The 13,986-nt window shown below is 65.3% G+C and carries 17 protein-coding genes and 1 other RNA gene; 8 read left to right on the top strand and 10 right to left on the bottom strand.

The window, feature by feature from the left end:
* The coding region (locus tag JHC57_RS16735; RefSeq protein ID WP_294031383.1) for a M28 family metallopeptidase at positions 1 to 1,565 on the bottom strand (1,565 nt) is incomplete at its 3' end.
* A 118-nt stretch (positions 1,566 to 1,683) separates the two neighbouring features.
* A complete protein-coding gene (gene rpsD / locus JHC57_RS16730; RefSeq protein WP_257550473.1) occupies positions 1,684 to 2,295 on the bottom strand; it encodes a 30S ribosomal protein S4 in 612 nt (203 codons plus the stop codon).
* A 200-nt stretch (positions 2,296 to 2,495) separates the two neighbouring features.
* Here rpsD and JHC57_RS16725 point away from each other — a divergent pair, with 200 nt between their 5' ends.
* Positions 2,496 to 2,816 carry a chorismate mutase gene (locus JHC57_RS16725; RefSeq protein WP_294031381.1) on the top strand — a complete coding sequence of 107 codons (321 nt, stop codon included), beginning with the start codon at positions 2,496 to 2,498 and terminating at the stop codon, positions 2,814 to 2,816.
* On the opposite strand, the gene JHC57_RS16720 is transcribed toward JHC57_RS16725, so the two are convergent.
* The 6 genes from JHC57_RS16720 to rpiB all read right to left on the bottom strand — a co-directional run bounded on the left by JHC57_RS16720 (position 2,813) and on the right by rpiB (position 6,281).
* A complete protein-coding gene (locus JHC57_RS16720) occupies positions 2,813 to 3,037 on the bottom strand; it encodes a hypothetical protein (protein ID WP_294031380.1) in 225 nt (74 codons plus the stop codon). The two genes, JHC57_RS16725 and JHC57_RS16720, sit on opposite strands and share 4 nt — an antisense overlap.
* Positions 3,038 to 3,104: 67 nt before the next feature.
* A complete protein-coding gene (locus JHC57_RS16715; protein ID WP_294031378.1) occupies positions 3,105 to 3,833 on the bottom strand; it encodes an RNA methyltransferase in 729 nt (242 codons plus the stop codon).
* A complete protein-coding gene (gene nrdR, locus JHC57_RS16710; protein WP_294031377.1) occupies positions 3,830 to 4,297 on the bottom strand; it encodes a transcriptional regulator NrdR in 468 nt (155 codons plus the stop codon). Before nrdR ends, JHC57_RS16715 begins: the two co-directional genes overlap by 4 nt.
* A 3-nt stretch (positions 4,298 to 4,300) precedes the next feature.
* On the bottom strand, positions 4,301 to 4,519 hold the full coding sequence (locus tag JHC57_RS16705) for a hypothetical protein (protein ID WP_294031376.1): 219 nt from the start codon (positions 4,517 to 4,519) through the stop codon (positions 4,301 to 4,303).
* A 5-nt stretch (positions 4,520 to 4,524) separates the two neighbouring features.
* Positions 4,525 to 5,832 carry a serine hydroxymethyltransferase gene (gene glyA, locus JHC57_RS16700; protein WP_294031374.1) on the bottom strand — a complete coding sequence of 436 codons (1,308 nt, stop codon included), beginning with the start codon at positions 5,830 to 5,832 and terminating at the stop codon, positions 4,525 to 4,527.
* On the bottom strand, positions 5,829 to 6,281 hold the full coding sequence (gene rpiB / locus JHC57_RS16695; protein WP_294031372.1) for a ribose 5-phosphate isomerase B: 453 nt from the start codon (positions 6,279 to 6,281) through the stop codon (positions 5,829 to 5,831). Before rpiB ends, glyA begins: the two co-directional genes overlap by 4 nt.
* Before the next feature lie 112 nt (positions 6,282 to 6,393).
* Between rpiB and JHC57_RS16690 the strand changes: the two genes are divergently transcribed.
* Positions 6,394 to 6,558, top strand: a complete 165-nt coding sequence (locus JHC57_RS16690; protein ID WP_294031371.1) for a hypothetical protein — start codon at positions 6,394 to 6,396, stop codon at positions 6,556 to 6,558.
* 36 nt (positions 6,559 to 6,594) lie between these two features.
* Here the strand turns inward: JHC57_RS16690 and JHC57_RS16685 are convergent, their stop codons facing one another.
* Entirely contained in the window at positions 6,595 to 7,251 is a 657-nt protein-coding gene (locus tag JHC57_RS16685; RefSeq protein ID WP_037510410.1) for an alpha/beta hydrolase, read from the bottom strand.
* 139 nt (positions 7,252 to 7,390) lie between these two features.
* Between JHC57_RS16685 and JHC57_RS16680 the strand changes: the two genes are divergently transcribed.
* The 3 genes from JHC57_RS16680 to ffs all read left to right on the top strand — a co-directional run bounded on the left by JHC57_RS16680 (position 7,391) and on the right by ffs (position 8,954).
* Complete coding sequence (locus tag JHC57_RS16680) at positions 7,391 to 8,482, top strand: aminotransferase class V-fold PLP-dependent enzyme (RefSeq protein WP_294031368.1); 1,092 nt, start codon at positions 7,391 to 7,393, stop codon at positions 8,480 to 8,482.
* The gene (locus JHC57_RS16675; protein ID WP_294031385.1) at positions 8,479 to 8,817 is read left to right on the top strand and encodes a 2Fe-2S iron-sulfur cluster-binding protein; all 339 of its coding nucleotides are present in this window, start codon (positions 8,479 to 8,481) and stop codon (positions 8,815 to 8,817) included. The genes JHC57_RS16680 and JHC57_RS16675 overlap by 4 nt, the downstream gene beginning before the upstream one ends.
* A 39-nt stretch (positions 8,818 to 8,856) precedes the next feature.
* An RNA gene (ffs, locus tag JHC57_RS16670) (signal recognition particle sRNA small type) lies at positions 8,857 to 8,954 on the top strand.
* On the opposite strand, the gene JHC57_RS16665 is transcribed toward ffs, so the two are convergent.
* Positions 8,952 to 9,401 (bottom strand): hypothetical protein, encoded by a 450-nt coding sequence (locus JHC57_RS16665; RefSeq protein WP_294031367.1) that lies wholly within the window; start codon positions 9,399 to 9,401, stop codon positions 8,952 to 8,954. The genes ffs and JHC57_RS16665 overlap by 3 nt on opposite strands.
* A gap of 96 nt (positions 9,402 to 9,497) precedes the next feature.
* On the opposite strand from JHC57_RS16665, the gene JHC57_RS16660 reads away from it, so the two are divergent.
* From JHC57_RS16660 to lon, 3 genes are all read left to right on the top strand, one after another.
* A complete protein-coding gene (locus tag JHC57_RS16660; RefSeq protein ID WP_294031384.1) occupies positions 9,498 to 11,162 on the top strand; it encodes a DNA polymerase III subunit gamma/tau in 1,665 nt (554 codons plus the stop codon).
* On the top strand, positions 11,159 to 11,494 hold the full coding sequence (locus tag JHC57_RS16655; RefSeq protein WP_294031366.1) for a YbaB/EbfC family nucleoid-associated protein: 336 nt from the start codon (positions 11,159 to 11,161) through the stop codon (positions 11,492 to 11,494). The genes JHC57_RS16660 and JHC57_RS16655 overlap by 4 nt, the downstream gene beginning before the upstream one ends.
* Before the next feature lie 136 nt (positions 11,495 to 11,630).
* Positions 11,631 to 13,986, top strand: a 2,356-nt coding sequence (gene lon, locus JHC57_RS16650) for an endopeptidase La (RefSeq protein ID WP_294031365.1), incomplete at its 3' end; no start/stop codon positions are given.

The raw sequence follows: 13,986 nt of genomic DNA, 5'->3' as shown, positions 1-13,986 counted from the left end.
GACATCATGCCGCCCCAGTTGGTGATCGCCTCATATTCGTCGCCCGGCGCGTGGTAGCGGTTCTTTTCATAGTCTTCGGCCGCCTTCTTGCCCGCTTCGACCCCGCCTTCGACCAGCTCGTCGCCGCTGCCGAAGTTGAACATCGGTACGCCCAGCTTGGCGAAGCTGAAATGATCCGAACGATAGTAGAAGCCCTTTTCAGGGGTCGGTTCGGCCTTGATCGTGCGGCCCTCCATCTTCGCGAGCTTTTCGACATAGGCATCAAGCTCGGACTTGCCGCCACCGACGACGACGATGTCCTTCGCCGGGCCGATCGCGTTCAATGCGTCCATGTTCACGCCGCCGACCGTCTGCGCGAGCGGGAAGATCGGGTTTTCGGCATAATATTTCGAACCGAGCAGGCCCGATTCCTCGGCGGTCACCGCAAGGAAGACGATGCTGCGGTCGGGCGCGCCGGCCTTGTGGAACGCCTGCGCCAGCGTCACGAGACCGGCGATGCCGCTCGCATTGTCGACCGCGCCGTTGCAGATATCGTCGCCCGCGACGGGCGTACAGCGGCCGAGGTGATCCCAGTGGCCGGTGTAGAGCACATATTCGTCGGGACGTTTGGCGCCCGGCAGCACGCCGATGACGTTGCGCGACATTTTCTTCGCGATTTCATTGTCGAAGCCGAAATTCGCCTTCACGCCGGTGAGCGCGACGGGCTTGAAGCCCTTCTGGCCCGCGGCGGCGCGCAGCTTGTCGAAGTCCTGCCCGGCGCTGGCGAACAGTTCCTTCGCCTTGGCCAGCTGGATCCAGCCGTTGGCGACGGTCTGGTCGGCGCCGCCATTCTTGCTTTCGGCCAGATATTGTGTGCCGGTGTTGCTGCTTTCGACGACATTCCAGCCATAGGCGGCGGGTTCGGTGTCGTGGACGATCAGCACCGCGGCAGCGCCCTGCCGCGCGGCTTCCTCATATTTGTACGACCAGCGGCCGTAATAGGTCATCGCGCGGCCGTTGAATTCGCCCTTGGCTTCCTTGGTCTGCCAGTCGGGGTCGTTGACGAGGACGACGACCGTCTTCCCCTTCACATCGAGACCGGCATAGTCGTTCCAGCCCTTTTCGGGGGCGTTGATGCCATAGCCGACGAACACGACGTCGCTGTCCTTGACCTCGGTCTTCGGCTGCACGCGGTAGCTGAACGCGACATAGTCCTTGGCATATTGCGCGGTGACCGGCGTCTTGCCGCCGGTGAAGCTCAGCGGCGTCGCATTCTTCGCCGTGATCTCGACCAGCGGCACATCCTGCGTCCACTTGCCGTTGTTCCCGGGCTTCAGCCCCGCTTCCTCATATTTCCTGATGATATAGGCGACGGTCTTTTCCTCGCCCGGCGTGCCGGGCGCGCGGCCCTCATAGGCGTCCGACGACAGTTCCTTGGTCACTTCCTGAAGCGTCGCGAGCGACAGTTCGGGAATCTGGACGTCGGGGATGGCGACAGCGGACGTCGCCGCCTTGTCGGAGGCATTGCACGCGGCAACGGTCAAAAGCACCGCAAGGGCTGCGGTCGTTCGGGGGAAGCGAAGCATGGAAATTCCTTGGAAAGTTTCATTTGCGACGAGCGGGCTTGTGCCAGCCGCAGCGCCGCGATGCAAGAAGGGCGGCCCTTTCGGACCGCCCTTCTGAAATCGTTTCGGTGGAAACCGATCAGCGCGAATAGAATTCGACGACCAGGTTCGGTTCCATCTTCACCGGATAGGGAACTTCGTCGAGCGTGGGCACGCGGACGTAGGTCGTCTTGGTGCCGTCGACCGACAGATATTCGGGCAGGTCGCGCTCGGGCAGGCTCTGCGCTTCGGCGACCAGCGCCATTTCCTGCGCCTTCTTGCCGAGGGTGATTTCGTCGCCCGGCTTCACGAGGCGGCTCGCGACGTTGCACTTCACGCCGTTCACATAGACGTGGCCGTGGCTGACGAGCTGGCGCGCCGAGAAGATCGTCGGCGTGAACTTCGAACGGTAGACCACGGCGTCGAGGCGGCGTTCGAGCAGGCCGATCAGGTTCTGGCCGGTGTCGCCCTTCATGCGCGACGCTTCGAAATAGTTCTTCTTGAACTGCTTTTCGGTGATGTCGCCGTAATAGCCCTTCAGCTTCTGCTTCGCGCGGAGCTGGATGCCGAAGTCCGACATCTTGCCCTTGCGGCGCTGACCGTGCTGGCCGGGGCCATATTCGCGGCGGTTGACGGGGCTCTTCGGGCGACCCCAGATGTTTTCGCCCATCCGGCGGTCGAGTTTGTACTTGGCGCTCTGGCGCTTCGACATATGTCGTCTCCAATTTGCTGTGTGCCGAAGGATTTCGGCGGGTCCCGGGTCGCACCATATGGAAACGTCCATATGCGACCGCCGCTTCACCGGGGTGCGGGGTCCATTGCGAAGGCGCGCGGTTAGACGGGGAAGGGCGCAGAGTCAAGCGTCAAGCGGACCGCTCGACAGCGGCGAAAAAGCCGCTAAAGGCAGCGCGCATGACCGCTGCCAAATCTCCCGACCAATGCGAAACGATGACCGACGTGCGCGCCGGCGTCGACGAGGTCGACCGCGCGCTCGTCGCGCTGCTCGTTCGCCGCTTCGGCTATATGGACGCGGCCGCGCGCATCAAGACCGACCGCGGCACCGTGCGCGACGAAGCGCGCAAGGCGCAAGTGATCGACAATGTCGCGCGCGAGGCCGAAGCTGCGGGGCTGGAGCCCGAGCGACTGCGTGCGGTGTGGAACGAACTGGTCGAACAATCGATCGCCTATGAGGCGGTCCGATGGGACCGCCTGCGCGTCGATCGCCGATCCTAGTTGGTGCCGGCGGACGGCGGCGCGTCGGTCACGACCTGCGCTGCCTCTTCCCTGGGTTTTACGGGCTCGGCGACGATGCGGCACACGCGCTTCGGCACGGTGCTGCCGGTCACTTCGACCTTCTCGCAAATCTTTTTCGGCTTTGCGGGTTTCGCCGGCGGGGTATCGGTTCCGTTGGCCGCAGTTGCGGCGAGTGCCAGGGAAAGTATCACGGAAATCATATAGCTATTCGCTCCTTGAAGGACCGGGCCTTCTAGGGGTGCGACGTGCCGTTGTCGAGGGCGATACTCAACGCGCTCTTGGAGTGCGGCCAAGCGCTGTAATAATTCCGTGCATCATCCTGATGTCGTTATACGACCAGCCCGTCTTGGTCAGCGCGGTGCGCAAGGTGCGCAGTGTCATTTCGCGCCGCTCGGGCGGGAAGAAATAGCCGCTCTTGTCGAGGTCGCGCTCCAGGTGCTGGATGAATTCCTCGAGCACACCATGCTCCGCCGGCGGATCGAGCGGCACTTCGGGCGGGCTCGCGAGCGCGATACCCTTCGACCATTCATAGGCGAGCAGGATGACCGCCTGCGCAAGGTTCAGTGATGCGAATTCGGGATTGATCGGTACGGTGACGATCTTGTGCGCGAGCGTCACATCGTCGGTTTCGAGCCCCGAACGCTCGGGCCCGAAGACATAGGCCGAACGCCCCGCGCTGGCATGAACCTCGCGCGCCGCGGCTTCGGGCGTCAGCACCGGCTTGGTCACGCCGCGTTTGCGCACCGTGGTGGCATAGATGGTGGTGCAGTCGGCAACCGCTTCGGCGAGCGTGCCGAAAATCCGCGCTTCGGCCAGCACATCGTCGGCGCCCGACGCCGCAGGGCCCGCATCGGGGTTCGGCCAGCCGTCGCGCGGGGCGACGAGGCGCAGTTCGGTCAGCCCGAAGTTGAGCATCGCGCGCGCCGCCTTGCCGATATTCTCACCAAGCTGGGGACGGACGAGGACGATGACGGGGGGCGGGGCGGCCGCGCTCATTTGATTGGCCGTGCCGCCTCGGTGATCGTCGACGCGAACTCCTCGAAATCCTTGGCTTCGGTGAAATCGCGATAGACGCTGGCGAAGCGGATATAGGCGACATTGTCGAAGCCCTTCAGCGCTTCCATCACCATTGCGCCGATCTGCTGCGCCTGGACCTCGCTGTCGCCCGAGGTTTCGAGCTGGCGCTGGATACCGGACACCAGCCGCTCGATTCGCGCACCGTCGATCGGGCGCTTGCGGCACGCGATCTGGACGCTGCGCATCAGTTTTTCGCGGTCAAAGGGTTCGCGGCTGCCGCCTGCCTTCAGGACCGCGACTTCGCGTAGCTGGATGCGTTCGAAGGTCGTGAAGCGCGCGCCGCAATCCTCGCACTGGCGGCGGCGGCGAATCGCGGCGCCGTCCTCGGTCGGACGGCTGTCCTTGACCTGGCTGTCTTCATGTCCGCAATAGGGGCAGCGCATGGGTCAGCGCTTCACCCGCGTGTAGAGCGCGATAGCGGCGCCCGCGAACAGGCCGACCGGCCAGGTCACGACGGGCAGCGCCGCGCCTGCGATCGCGCCGACGACGCCGCCGGTCAGGACGGGGCGCGTCGAGGGATGGTCGATCCCCTGCTTGCCCATCGCCTTGACCTCTTCGATCGTCAGCTCGACCAGCGTCGGTTCCTCGGGGTGCTGCCGCGCCATGGCCTTTATCCCTGATAGATGGGGAAGCGCTCGCACAGCGCGCGCACGCGGCCGCGGACATTCGCCTCGACGTCGGCGTCGCCATGCTCACCCTTGTCGCGCAGCGCCTCGAGCACGTCGGCGACCATGTCGCCGATTTCCTCGAATTCGGTGATGCCGAAGCCGCGCGTCGTTCCCGCGGGCGATCCGACGCGGATACCGCTGGTCTTGACCGGCGGCAGCGGATCGAAGGGGATGCCGTTCTTGTTGCAGGTGATCGCGCTGCGCTCGAGCGCCTCGTCGGCGTCGCGCCCGGTGACGCCGAGCGGGCGCAGGTCAATGAGCGCGAGGTGGGTGTCGGTGCCGCCCGCGACGACGTCGGCGCCGCGCGCCTTCAGCCGGTTCGCCAGCGCCTGCGCGTTGGCGATGGTCGCCTTCGCATAGGTTTTGAATTCGGGGCGCAACGCCTCGCCGAACGCCACCGCCTTGGCGGCGATGACGTGCATCAGCGGGCCGCCCTGCAGGCCGGGGAAGACCGCCGAGTTGATGCGCTTGGCGATCGCCTCGTCATTGGTCAGGATCATGCCGCCGCGCGGACCGCGCAGCGTCTTGTGCGTCGTCGTGGTGACGACATGCGCATGTTCCATCGGCGACGGGTGCGCGCCGCCGGCGACGAGACCGGCGAAATGGGCCATGTCGACCATCAGCAGCGCGCCGACGTCATCGGCGATCGCGCGGAAGCGCGCGAAGTCGAGCGTGCGGGGATAGGCCGAGCCGCCCGCGATGATCAGCGACGGGCGATGTTCCTTCGCCAGCGCCTCGACCTGGTCGAAATCGACGAGGTGGTCGTCGGGCCGCACGCCATATTGCACGGCATTGTACCATTTGCCCGACATGGCGGGCGGCGCGCCGTGGGTCAGGTGGCCGCCGGCGTCGAGGCTCATGCCCATGATCGTCGCGCCGGGCTTGGTCAGTGCAAGCATCACCGCGCCGTTCGCCTGCGCGCCCGAATGCGGCTGGACGTTGACGAAGCCGGCGTCGAACAGCTGCTTGGCGCGGTCGATCGCGAGGGTTTCGACCTCGTCCGACGGCGCGCAGCCCTGATAATAGCGGCGGCCCGGATACCCCTCGGCATATTTGTTGGTGAAGACCGACCCCTGCGCTTCGAGAACCGCCTTCGAGACGATATTCTCCGATGCGATCAACTCGATCTGATATTGCTCGCGTTCGAGTTCATGCTTCATCGCCGCCGCGACCGCGGGGTCGACGGTGCCGACGCCGTCGGTGAAATAGCCGGCCGATTTGATGGGCTTGTCGAGCGTGTCTGTGGTCATCGGCTGGTCTCCAGTTGGGGCGGGTTCGAAAGCTTGTCGACGCGGCGCGCGTGGCGGTCGCCGGCGAAATCGGTGCAAAGGAATGCGTCGAGGCAGGCTTTCGCCATGTCGATGCCGGTCAGGCGCGCGCCCATCGCGATGACGTTCGCGTCATTATGCTCGCGCGCCAGCTTCGCCGACAGCGGCTCGGACACGAGCGCGCAGCGCGCGGCGGGGTTGCGGTTGACCGAAATCGAGATGCCGATGCCCGATCCGCAAAGCGCGACACCGCGTGTCGCGCGGCCTTCGGCGATCGCTTCGCCGAGCCGGTAGCCGTAGTCGGGATAATCGACGCTCTCGGGGCCGTTGGTGCCGAGATCCTCGACCTCGTGCCCCTGTTCGCGCAGCCAGTCGGCAAGCACGGCTTTCAGTTCGTAAGCGGCGTGGTCGGAGGCGATGGCGATGCGCATGGTGCGGCTCCCGCGGGGTCTAAGGGAATCGATGAGCGCGCTTTAGGCGAAGCCGCGCGGATTGGCCATAAGCGAGGTGGCAAATTTGTGACGGCGCCGATAAAGCCGCTCCATGTCCGACACGATCATGTCCATCCTGATGCTGACCGGCGTCCTTCTGACCGGCGGCGCCGTCCTTGTCTTTCGCGGGGGCGACCGTCGCCGCGCGCTGCTGATGCTGATCGCCGCGCTGGTGATGTTCGCAAATGTCACGATCTGGCTGGTGCCGGTAAAATAATCCTCCCCATCGCGTGGCGACGGGGAGGATGGTTTGTCAGCGGATCGGCGAATCGGGCGCGAGCCGCATATCCAGATAATTGTCGAGCGACTTCATGAGCTGGTCGAGTTCATGCTCGAAGAAGTGGTTCGCGCGCGGGATCTCGTCGTGATGGATCGTGATGCCCTTTTGCGTGCGCAGCTTGTCGACCAGCTTCTGCACCGCGCTCGGCGGCACGATCTCGTCCTGTCCGCCCGCGACGATGATGCCCGACGAGGGGCAGGGGGCGAGGAAGCTGAAGTCGTACATGTTCGCCGGCGGCGCGACCGACAGGAAGCCGCGGATCTCGGGGCGGCGCATCAGAAGCTGCATTCCGATCCACGCGCCGAAGCTGAAGCCCGCGATCCATGTCGTCTGCGCCTCGGGGTGGATCGACTGGACCCAGTCGAGCGCCGATGCGGCATCGGAGAGTTCGCCGATGCCATTGTCGAACGTGCCCTGGCTGCGGCCGACGCCGCGGAAGTTGAAGCGCAGCACCGCGAAACCGCGCGCGACGAAGCTCTTGTACATCGCCTGCGTGATGCGGTCGTTCATCGTGCCGCCGCCCTGCGGGTGCGGGTGGAGGATCAGCGCAACCGGGGCGCGTGGGCGCGGCGGGGGCGAAAAACGGCCTTCGATGCGGCCCTCGGGGCCGGGGAAAATGACGTCGGGCATGGGCGCACCTTCATGTTTTGAGGCTTGCCACCGATTCGCCGAAAGGGCGGGGTGGCGGAGCGAAGTTGGCGCCTATATAGAAAAAAGGTCGCAACTTGCAACTTTTGCGAATCGCTCGCAATAAGGACTTTCTCCCGGAATGATTTACCTCGATTACCAAGCCACGACGCCGCTCGCTCCCGAGGCGCGCGAGGCGATGCTGCGCTGGCTGGAGGGGCCGGGCGAGGGCGACGGGTTTGCGAACCCCGCGAGCACACACAAGGGCGGGCGCGCGGCAGCGGCGGCGGTTGAGGTCGCGCGCGATCAGGTCGCGGCGTTGCTGCCGAAGCGCGGGCGCGTCTTTTTCACATCGGGCGCGACCGAGTCGCTCAACTGGGCGCTGCTGCGCGGCGCCGAAGTTTTGCCGGGCGGAGTCGCGGGGCTGAGCATCGAGCATGCGGGGTCGCTGCAGTGCCTCGAACGGCTGAATGCCACGATCCTGCCGGTCGATAGCGAAGGGCTGGCGCTGCCGCCCGAGAATGCGCTGATCCCCGAAAATGGCATCGTCGCCACCATGCTAGTGAACAACGAGGTCGGGACGATCCAGCCGGTCGCCGATTTCGCCGCCGCCGCGCATGCAAAGAACAGCCTGCTGCTCTGCGACGCCGTGCAGGGCTATGGCCGCGTCGCGATCCCCGGCGAGGCCGACCTGATCGCCATCTCGGCGCACAAGATTCACGGGCCGAAAGGCATCGGCGCGCTGTGGGTGAAGGACGGTGTCGACCTGCCGCCGCTGATGTTCGGCGGCGCGCAGGAGCAGGGAATGCGCTCGGGCACCGTCTCGCCCGCGCTCTGCGCCGGTTTCGGAGCCGCCGCCGCACTCGCCGCCGAGCGTTTCGAAAAGGATGCCGAGCATGTCGAGCGCCTCTGGTCGCTCGCGCTGGACATGCTCCCCGAATGGACGATCAACGGCGCGGCGAACCCGCGCTACCATGGCAATCTCAACGTCCGGCGTGAGGGTGTGAACGGCCTCCGCCTGATGTCCGATGCTCGCGACATCGCCTTTTCGCTCGGCAGCGCGTGCGGCAGCGGGTCGGGCAAGGTCAGCCATGTGCTGCGCGCGATGGGCATCGGCGAAGCCGACGCGCGCGCGTCGATCCGTCTCGGCTGGGGCCGTTACACCAGCGAGCAGAACCTCCGCGACGGCCTGAACGCAATCAAGGACGCCGCGCGTCTGCAGGGGGTGAACTGATGCGCGTCACCTTCATTCACGCCGACGGCAAGCAGCGCACCGAGGCCGAAGCCGATCCGGGATCGATCCTGCTCGACGTCGCACAGGCGCATCTGATGCCGCTCGAAGGGACATGCGAAGGTCAGATGGCCTGCTCGACCTGTCATGTCATCGTTGCCAAAGAGGATTTCGACCGCCTGCCCCCCGCGAGCGAGATGGAGGAGGATATGCTCGACCTCGCCGCCGGGGTGCGCCGGACGAGCCGCCTCGCGTGCCAGATACTGCTGACCGACGATCTCGACGGGCTCACCGTGCACATCCCGGCGGAAAGCCGCAACATGCAGGGACCGCGCTGACCGCCGCTTGCATTTCGGTGCGTCCGCCGCCATATGCGCCGCGGGAGTCGGGCGGACGCAGTCTTCGCCAACCCGGTCAGGTCCGGAAGGAAGCAGCCGCAACGAATTCGCTGCGGGTCGTTCCGGCTCCCACCTCACCACATGTCGAACGAATGGGCATTCCCGTTCTTGCGCCGGTATCCGGGGCGAATGCGCCCGATTGCGCGCAGCCGCGCGATCGGCAGTCGCGTCGCGAACTTGCCGAGTTCGAACGCGGCTTCGGTATCGCCCAGCCGCGCGGCCCGGCGCAGCCAGCGCCGATAGCCCTGCAGATCGTTCGCCGCGAAACAGTTCATCGCCATATGCTGCGCGGCATTCGGGTTGCCGCTGCGCCAGGCCTTTCGATACCAGTAGGCGGACGACGCCGGATGATTGCCGCGCATCCCTTCGATCGCGAAATCGCATGCGAACAGCACTTGCCCATGATCGTAATTCCGCATGGCCAGGGCGCGGAAGATCGGCTCGCAAGACCCGTTCCGAAGCCCCGCCTGAATATGCAGGGCGCGGTCGTACAGGCGGTCGAGCTTGTCCTGATCGCGAAACATCGGGTGAAGGTGCATCTTGCTTTCGACAAAGGCAAGTCGACCCCCTAAGACGAAGCCATGAGCGATTCCGCCGACGACGAAACCCCGATGCTGGGAATGGACCTGCCCGAGACGGCGCCGCAGCCGCCCGCCGGCCCGTACCGCGTTCTCGCCCGCAAATACCGCCCGCAAACCTTCGCCGAACTGATCGGCCAGGATGCGATGGTGAAGACGCTCGGCAACGCGATCGCGCGCGACCGGCTGGCGCATGCCTTTCTGATGACCGGGGTGCGCGGGGTCGGCAAGACGTCGACCGCGCGTCTGATCGCCAAGGCATTGAACTGCATCGGCCCCGACGGGCAGGGTGGACCGACCATCGACCCGTGCGGGGTGTGCGAACCGTGCCGCGCGATCACCGAAGGGCGCCATATCGACGTGATCGAGATGGACGCCGCGTCGAACACCGGCGTCGACGACGTGCGCGAGATCATCGAGGCGGTCCGCTACGCCGCGGTCTCGGCGCGCTACAAGATCTACATCATCGACGAAGTGCACATGTTGTCGCGTAACGCCTTCAATGCATTGCTGAAAACGCTCGAAGAACCGCCGCCGCACGTCAAGTTCCTGTTCGCGACGACCGAGGTCAACAAGGTGCCGGTGACGGTGCTCTCGCGCTGCCAGCGCTTCGACCTGCGCCGTATCACCCCCGACATGCTGTTCGCGCATTTCAGCTCGATCCTGCAAAAGGAAGGCGTCGAGGCCGAGGCGCCCGCGATCTGGCTGATCGCCAATGCCGCCGAAGGCTCGGTGCGCGACGGGCTGTCGATCCTCGATCAGGCGATCGCGCATGCCGATCTCGACGGCGGCGGCAAGATAAGCGCCGATCAGGTGCGCGTGATGCTCGGCCTGTCCGATCGCACCGCTATCGCGCAATTGATGGCGACGATCCTCGACGGCGACGCGGGCGGTGCGATCGATCTCGCGCGGGCGCAATATGCACTTGGCATCGAACCCGTCGCGATGGTGCGCGGGCTGATGGACCTGACGCATGCGATCACCCTCGCGAAGGTGTCGCGCCACGACGACCCGGCGCTCGCCGCCGCCGACCGCGAACGCATCGGCGACTGGGCGCAGAAGCTCGGTTTCGCGCCGCTGAATCGCCTCTGGCAGTTGCTGCTCAAGGGGCATGACGAGGTGCTGCGTGCGAACAATCCGCTCGAGCATCTCGAAATGCTGCTGCTGCGCGTGATCTATGCCGCATCGATGCCCGATCCGGGCGAGCTTGCGAAGCTGCTCGAAAAGGGCGGCGTGCCGACGATGCCGATGGTCGCGCCGGCAGCACCGGCGACTCCGGACGATGCCGCCGCCGCGTCCCCGGTCGAAGCGCCCGTGGCCGAAACGCCGCCCTCGGCGCTGACGATCGCGCAGATCCACCAACTTCTCGAAAGTTCGGGTAATCACCAGCTTGCGCGGCAGGTTTACGACGATCTCAAGCTTGTCGAGCTTGAACCCGGCCTGCTCGTCTATGCTCCGGTTCCCGCGCTCGACAGCGATTTTGCGCGCCGGCTCGGCGAGGCGCTGCTCAATCAGACCGGCAGCCGCTGGCAGGTGCGCGCGAGCGAGGGCGATGCGCGGCCGAGCCTCGGGCAGGTCCGGCAGGCCAAACTCGACGACAACGACGCCCGAATCCGCGAATTGCCCGTCGTGAAGGCCGCTCTGGCCGCTTTTCCCGAGGCAAGGCTTGTCGAAGACGACGACAGTCGCCATAGATCGAACCCATGAAATCGATCGAAGAAATGATGAAGGCGGCGCAGGAAGCCGCCGCCACCGTGCAGGCGCAGATGCAGGAGGCGCAGGCGAAACTCGACAGCGTCGAGGTCGAAGGCGTCTCGGGCGGCGGGCTGGTGAAGATCACCGCGACCGCCAAGGGCCGCATCAAGGCGATCCACATCGACGACAGCCTGATGGTCCCCTCGGACAAGCAGATGCTCGAGGATCTGCTCGCCGCGGCGTTCAATGACGCGCGTGAAAAGGCCGATGCCGCGAGCAACGAGGAAATGGGCAGGATGACCAGCGGTCTGCCGCTCCCCCCGGGCTTCAAGCTGCCGTTCTGAGCCGGGCCCGATCCCGATCCGGACCGCGTCGTTCAGCGCAGCGACATTGAATGCGTGCGAAGTTACGCCATATTAGCGACGAACCACCTGTAAGAAGGGCGGTGCGCCCGGTCGCGGGGCCCGCCCAGGAGCCGTAATGACGCAATCTTATCCCCTTCTTCCGCTGCGTGATATCGTCGTTTTCCCGCACATGATCGTGCCCCTTTTCGTCGGCCGCGACCGCTCGGTCGCCGCGCTCGAAGCCGCGATGGAAAGCGACAAGGAAATCTTCCTCGTCGCGCAGCTCGATCCGGGCGAGGACGATCCGCAGCGCGACGATCTCTATGACGTCGGCGTGATCGCGACCGTGCTCCAGTTGCTCAAGCTGCCCGACGGCACCGTCCGGGTGCTCGTCGAGGGCAAGGAGCGCGCGAAACTGCTGTCGCTCGCCAGCGAAGACAAGGCGGTGATGGCGGGCGTGAAGCCGGTCGGCGACACGATCGACGATAGCGTCGATACCGCCGCGCTGATGCGCTCGGTCGTCGACCAGTTCGAAAATTACGCCAAGCTCAACAAGAAGATGCCCGCCGAAACCGCGGTGCAGCTGTCGCAGATCGAGGACGCCTCGCGCCTCGCCGATTCGGTCGCGGGCAATCTCAACATCAAGGTCTCGGACAAGCAGGCCCTGCTCGTCGAGGATGCGCCGTCGAAGCGCCTCGAAATGGTCTTTGCCTTCATGGAAGGCGAGCTCGGCGTGCTGCAGGTCGAAAAGAAGATCCGCGGCCGCGTGAAGCGCCAGATGGAAAAGAGCCAGCGCGAATATTATCTCAACGAGCAATTGAAGGCGATCCAGCGCGAACTCGGCAACGACAATGGCGAGGGCGGCGACGATCTCGCCGAGCTGCAGCTCAAGATCGACAGCCTCAAAATGTCGAAGGAAGCCAAGGCCAAGGCGCAGGCGGAGCTCAAGAAATTGCGCGCGATGGCGCCGATGTCGGCCGAGGCCACGGTCGTGCGCAACTATCTCGACACGCTGATCGGTCTGCCGTGGGGCAAGAAGTCGAAGCTCAAGAAGGATATCGCGAAGGCGCAGGCCGTCCTCGACGACGACCATTATGCGCTCGAAAAGGTCAAGGACCGGATCGTCGAATATCTCGCGGTGCAGGCACGCACCAACAAGCTCAAAGGCCCGATCCTGTGCCTCGTCGGCCCTCCAGGCGTCGGCAAGACCTCGCTCGGCCGCTCGATCGCGAAGGCGACGGGCCGTGAATTCGTGCGCCAGTCGCTGGGCGGCGTGCGCGACGAAGCCGAAATCCGCGGCCACCGCCGCACCTACATCGGCTCGCTCCCGGGCAAGATCGTGACCAACCTCAAGAAGGCTGGCACGATGAACCCGCTGTTCCTGCTCGACGAGATCGACAAGCTCGGTCAGGATTTCCGCGGCGATCCGGCGTCGGCGCTGCTCGAGGTGCTCGACCCCGAACAGAATGCGAAGTTCCAGGACCATTATCTGGAAATCGACGTCGATCTTTCGGACATCATGTTCGTGACGACGGCGAACTCGCTGAACCTGCCGCAGCCGCTGCTCGACCGCATGGAGATCATCCGGCTCGAAGGCTATACCGAGGACGAGAAGGTCGAGATCGCCAAGCTCCACCTCATCGCCAAGCAGGTCGAGGCGCACGGGTTGAAGGCCGGCGAATTCGAGCTGACCGACGAGGGGCTGCGCGACCTCATCCGTTATTACACCCGCGAGGCGGGCGTGCGTACGCTCGAGCGCGAGATCGCGCGCCTGGCGCGCAAGGCGCTTCGCAAGATCCTCGAGGGCAAGGCGGAAAGCGTCGTCGTGACGCCCGACAATCTCGCCGAATTCGCCGGTGTGCGGAAATTCCGCCACGGCGTGTCGGACCGCGAGGATCAGGTCGGCGCGGTTACGGGGCTGGCGTGGACCGAGGTCGGCGGCGAGCTGCTGACGATCGAGGCGGTCACGGCATCGGGCAAGGGGCAGGTCCGCACGACGGGCAAGCTCGGCGAGGTGATGACCGAATCGGTTCAGGCGGCGCTGTCCTTCGTGAAGGCGCGGGCGCCGGCCTATGGCATCAAGCCCAGCCTCTTCGCGCGCAAGGACATCCATATCCACTTGCCCGAAGGCGCGGTGCCGAAGGATGGACCCTCGGCCGGCGTCGGCATGGTGACCGCGATGGTCTCGACGCTCACCGGCATTGCGGTGCGCAAGGATGTCGCGATGACCGGCGAAGTGACGCTGCGCGGCCGGGTGCTCGCGATCGGGGGCCTGAAGGAAAAGCTGCTCGCGGCGCTGCGCGGCGGGATCACGACGGTCCTCATTCCCGAGGAGAATGAAAAGGATCTGGTCGAAATTCCGGCGAACATCACCGAAAAGCTGAAGATCATTCCGGTCAACCATGTCGATCAGGTGCTGGCGGAAGCGCTGGTGTCGCCCGTCGAGCCGATCGAATGGACCGAGGCTGACGAGCTCGCCGCCTCGCTCGAGG

The organism is Sphingopyxis sp. (assembly GCF_016463645.1).
Classification (GTDB): Bacteria; Pseudomonadota; Alphaproteobacteria; order Sphingomonadales; family Sphingomonadaceae; genus Sphingopyxis.
The sequence above is the reverse complement of the archived record's forward strand: the minus strand, read 5'-3'. Positions and strand labels throughout refer to the sequence as shown.

Bases quoted from the DNA above. Each gene is read 5' to 3' on its own strand.
- JHC57_RS16720 (WP_294031380.1), bottom strand. From the start codon at position 3,037: ATGATTTCCGTGATACTTTCCCTGGCACTCGCCGCAACTGCGGCCAAC.
- JHC57_RS16715 (WP_294031378.1), bottom strand. From the start codon at position 3,833: ATGAGCGCGGCCGCCCCGCCCCCCGTCATCGTCCTCGTCCGTCCCCAG.
- JHC57_RS16690 (WP_294031371.1), top strand. From the start codon at position 6,394: ATGTCCGACACGATCATGTCCATCCTGATGCTGACCGGCGTCCTTCTG.
- JHC57_RS16660 (WP_294031384.1), top strand. From the start codon at position 9,498: ATGGACCTGCCCGAGACGGCGCCGCAGCCGCCCGCCGGCCCGTACCGC.
- JHC57_RS16725 (WP_294031381.1), top strand. From the start codon at position 2,496: ATGACCGCTGCCAAATCTCCCGACCAATGCGAAACGATGACCGACGTG.
- JHC57_RS16655 (WP_294031366.1), top strand. From the start codon at position 11,159: ATGAAATCGATCGAAGAAATGATGAAGGCGGCGCAGGAAGCCGCCGCC.
- nrdR (WP_294031377.1), bottom strand. From the start codon at position 4,297: ATGCGCTGCCCCTATTGCGGACATGAAGACAGCCAGGTCAAGGACAGC.
- glyA (WP_294031374.1), bottom strand. From the start codon at position 5,832: ATGACCACAGACACGCTCGACAAGCCCATCAAATCGGCCGGCTATTTC.
- JHC57_RS16705 (WP_294031376.1), bottom strand. From the start codon at position 4,519: ATGGCGCGGCAGCACCCCGAGGAACCGACGCTGGTCGAGCTGACGATC.
- rpsD (WP_257550473.1), bottom strand. From the start codon at position 2,295: ATGTCGAAGCGCCAGAGCGCCAAGTACAAACTCGACCGCCGGATGGGC.
- JHC57_RS16685 (WP_037510410.1), bottom strand. From the start codon at position 7,251: ATGCCCGACGTCATTTTCCCCGGCCCCGAGGGCCGCATCGAAGGCCGT.
- JHC57_RS16680 (WP_294031368.1), top strand. From the start codon at position 7,391: ATGATTTACCTCGATTACCAAGCCACGACGCCGCTCGCTCCCGAGGCG.
- JHC57_RS16665 (WP_294031367.1), bottom strand. From the start codon at position 9,401: ATGTTTCGCGATCAGGACAAGCTCGACCGCCTGTACGACCGCGCCCTG.
- rpiB (WP_294031372.1), bottom strand. From the start codon at position 6,281: ATGCGCATCGCCATCGCCTCCGACCACGCCGCTTACGAACTGAAAGCC.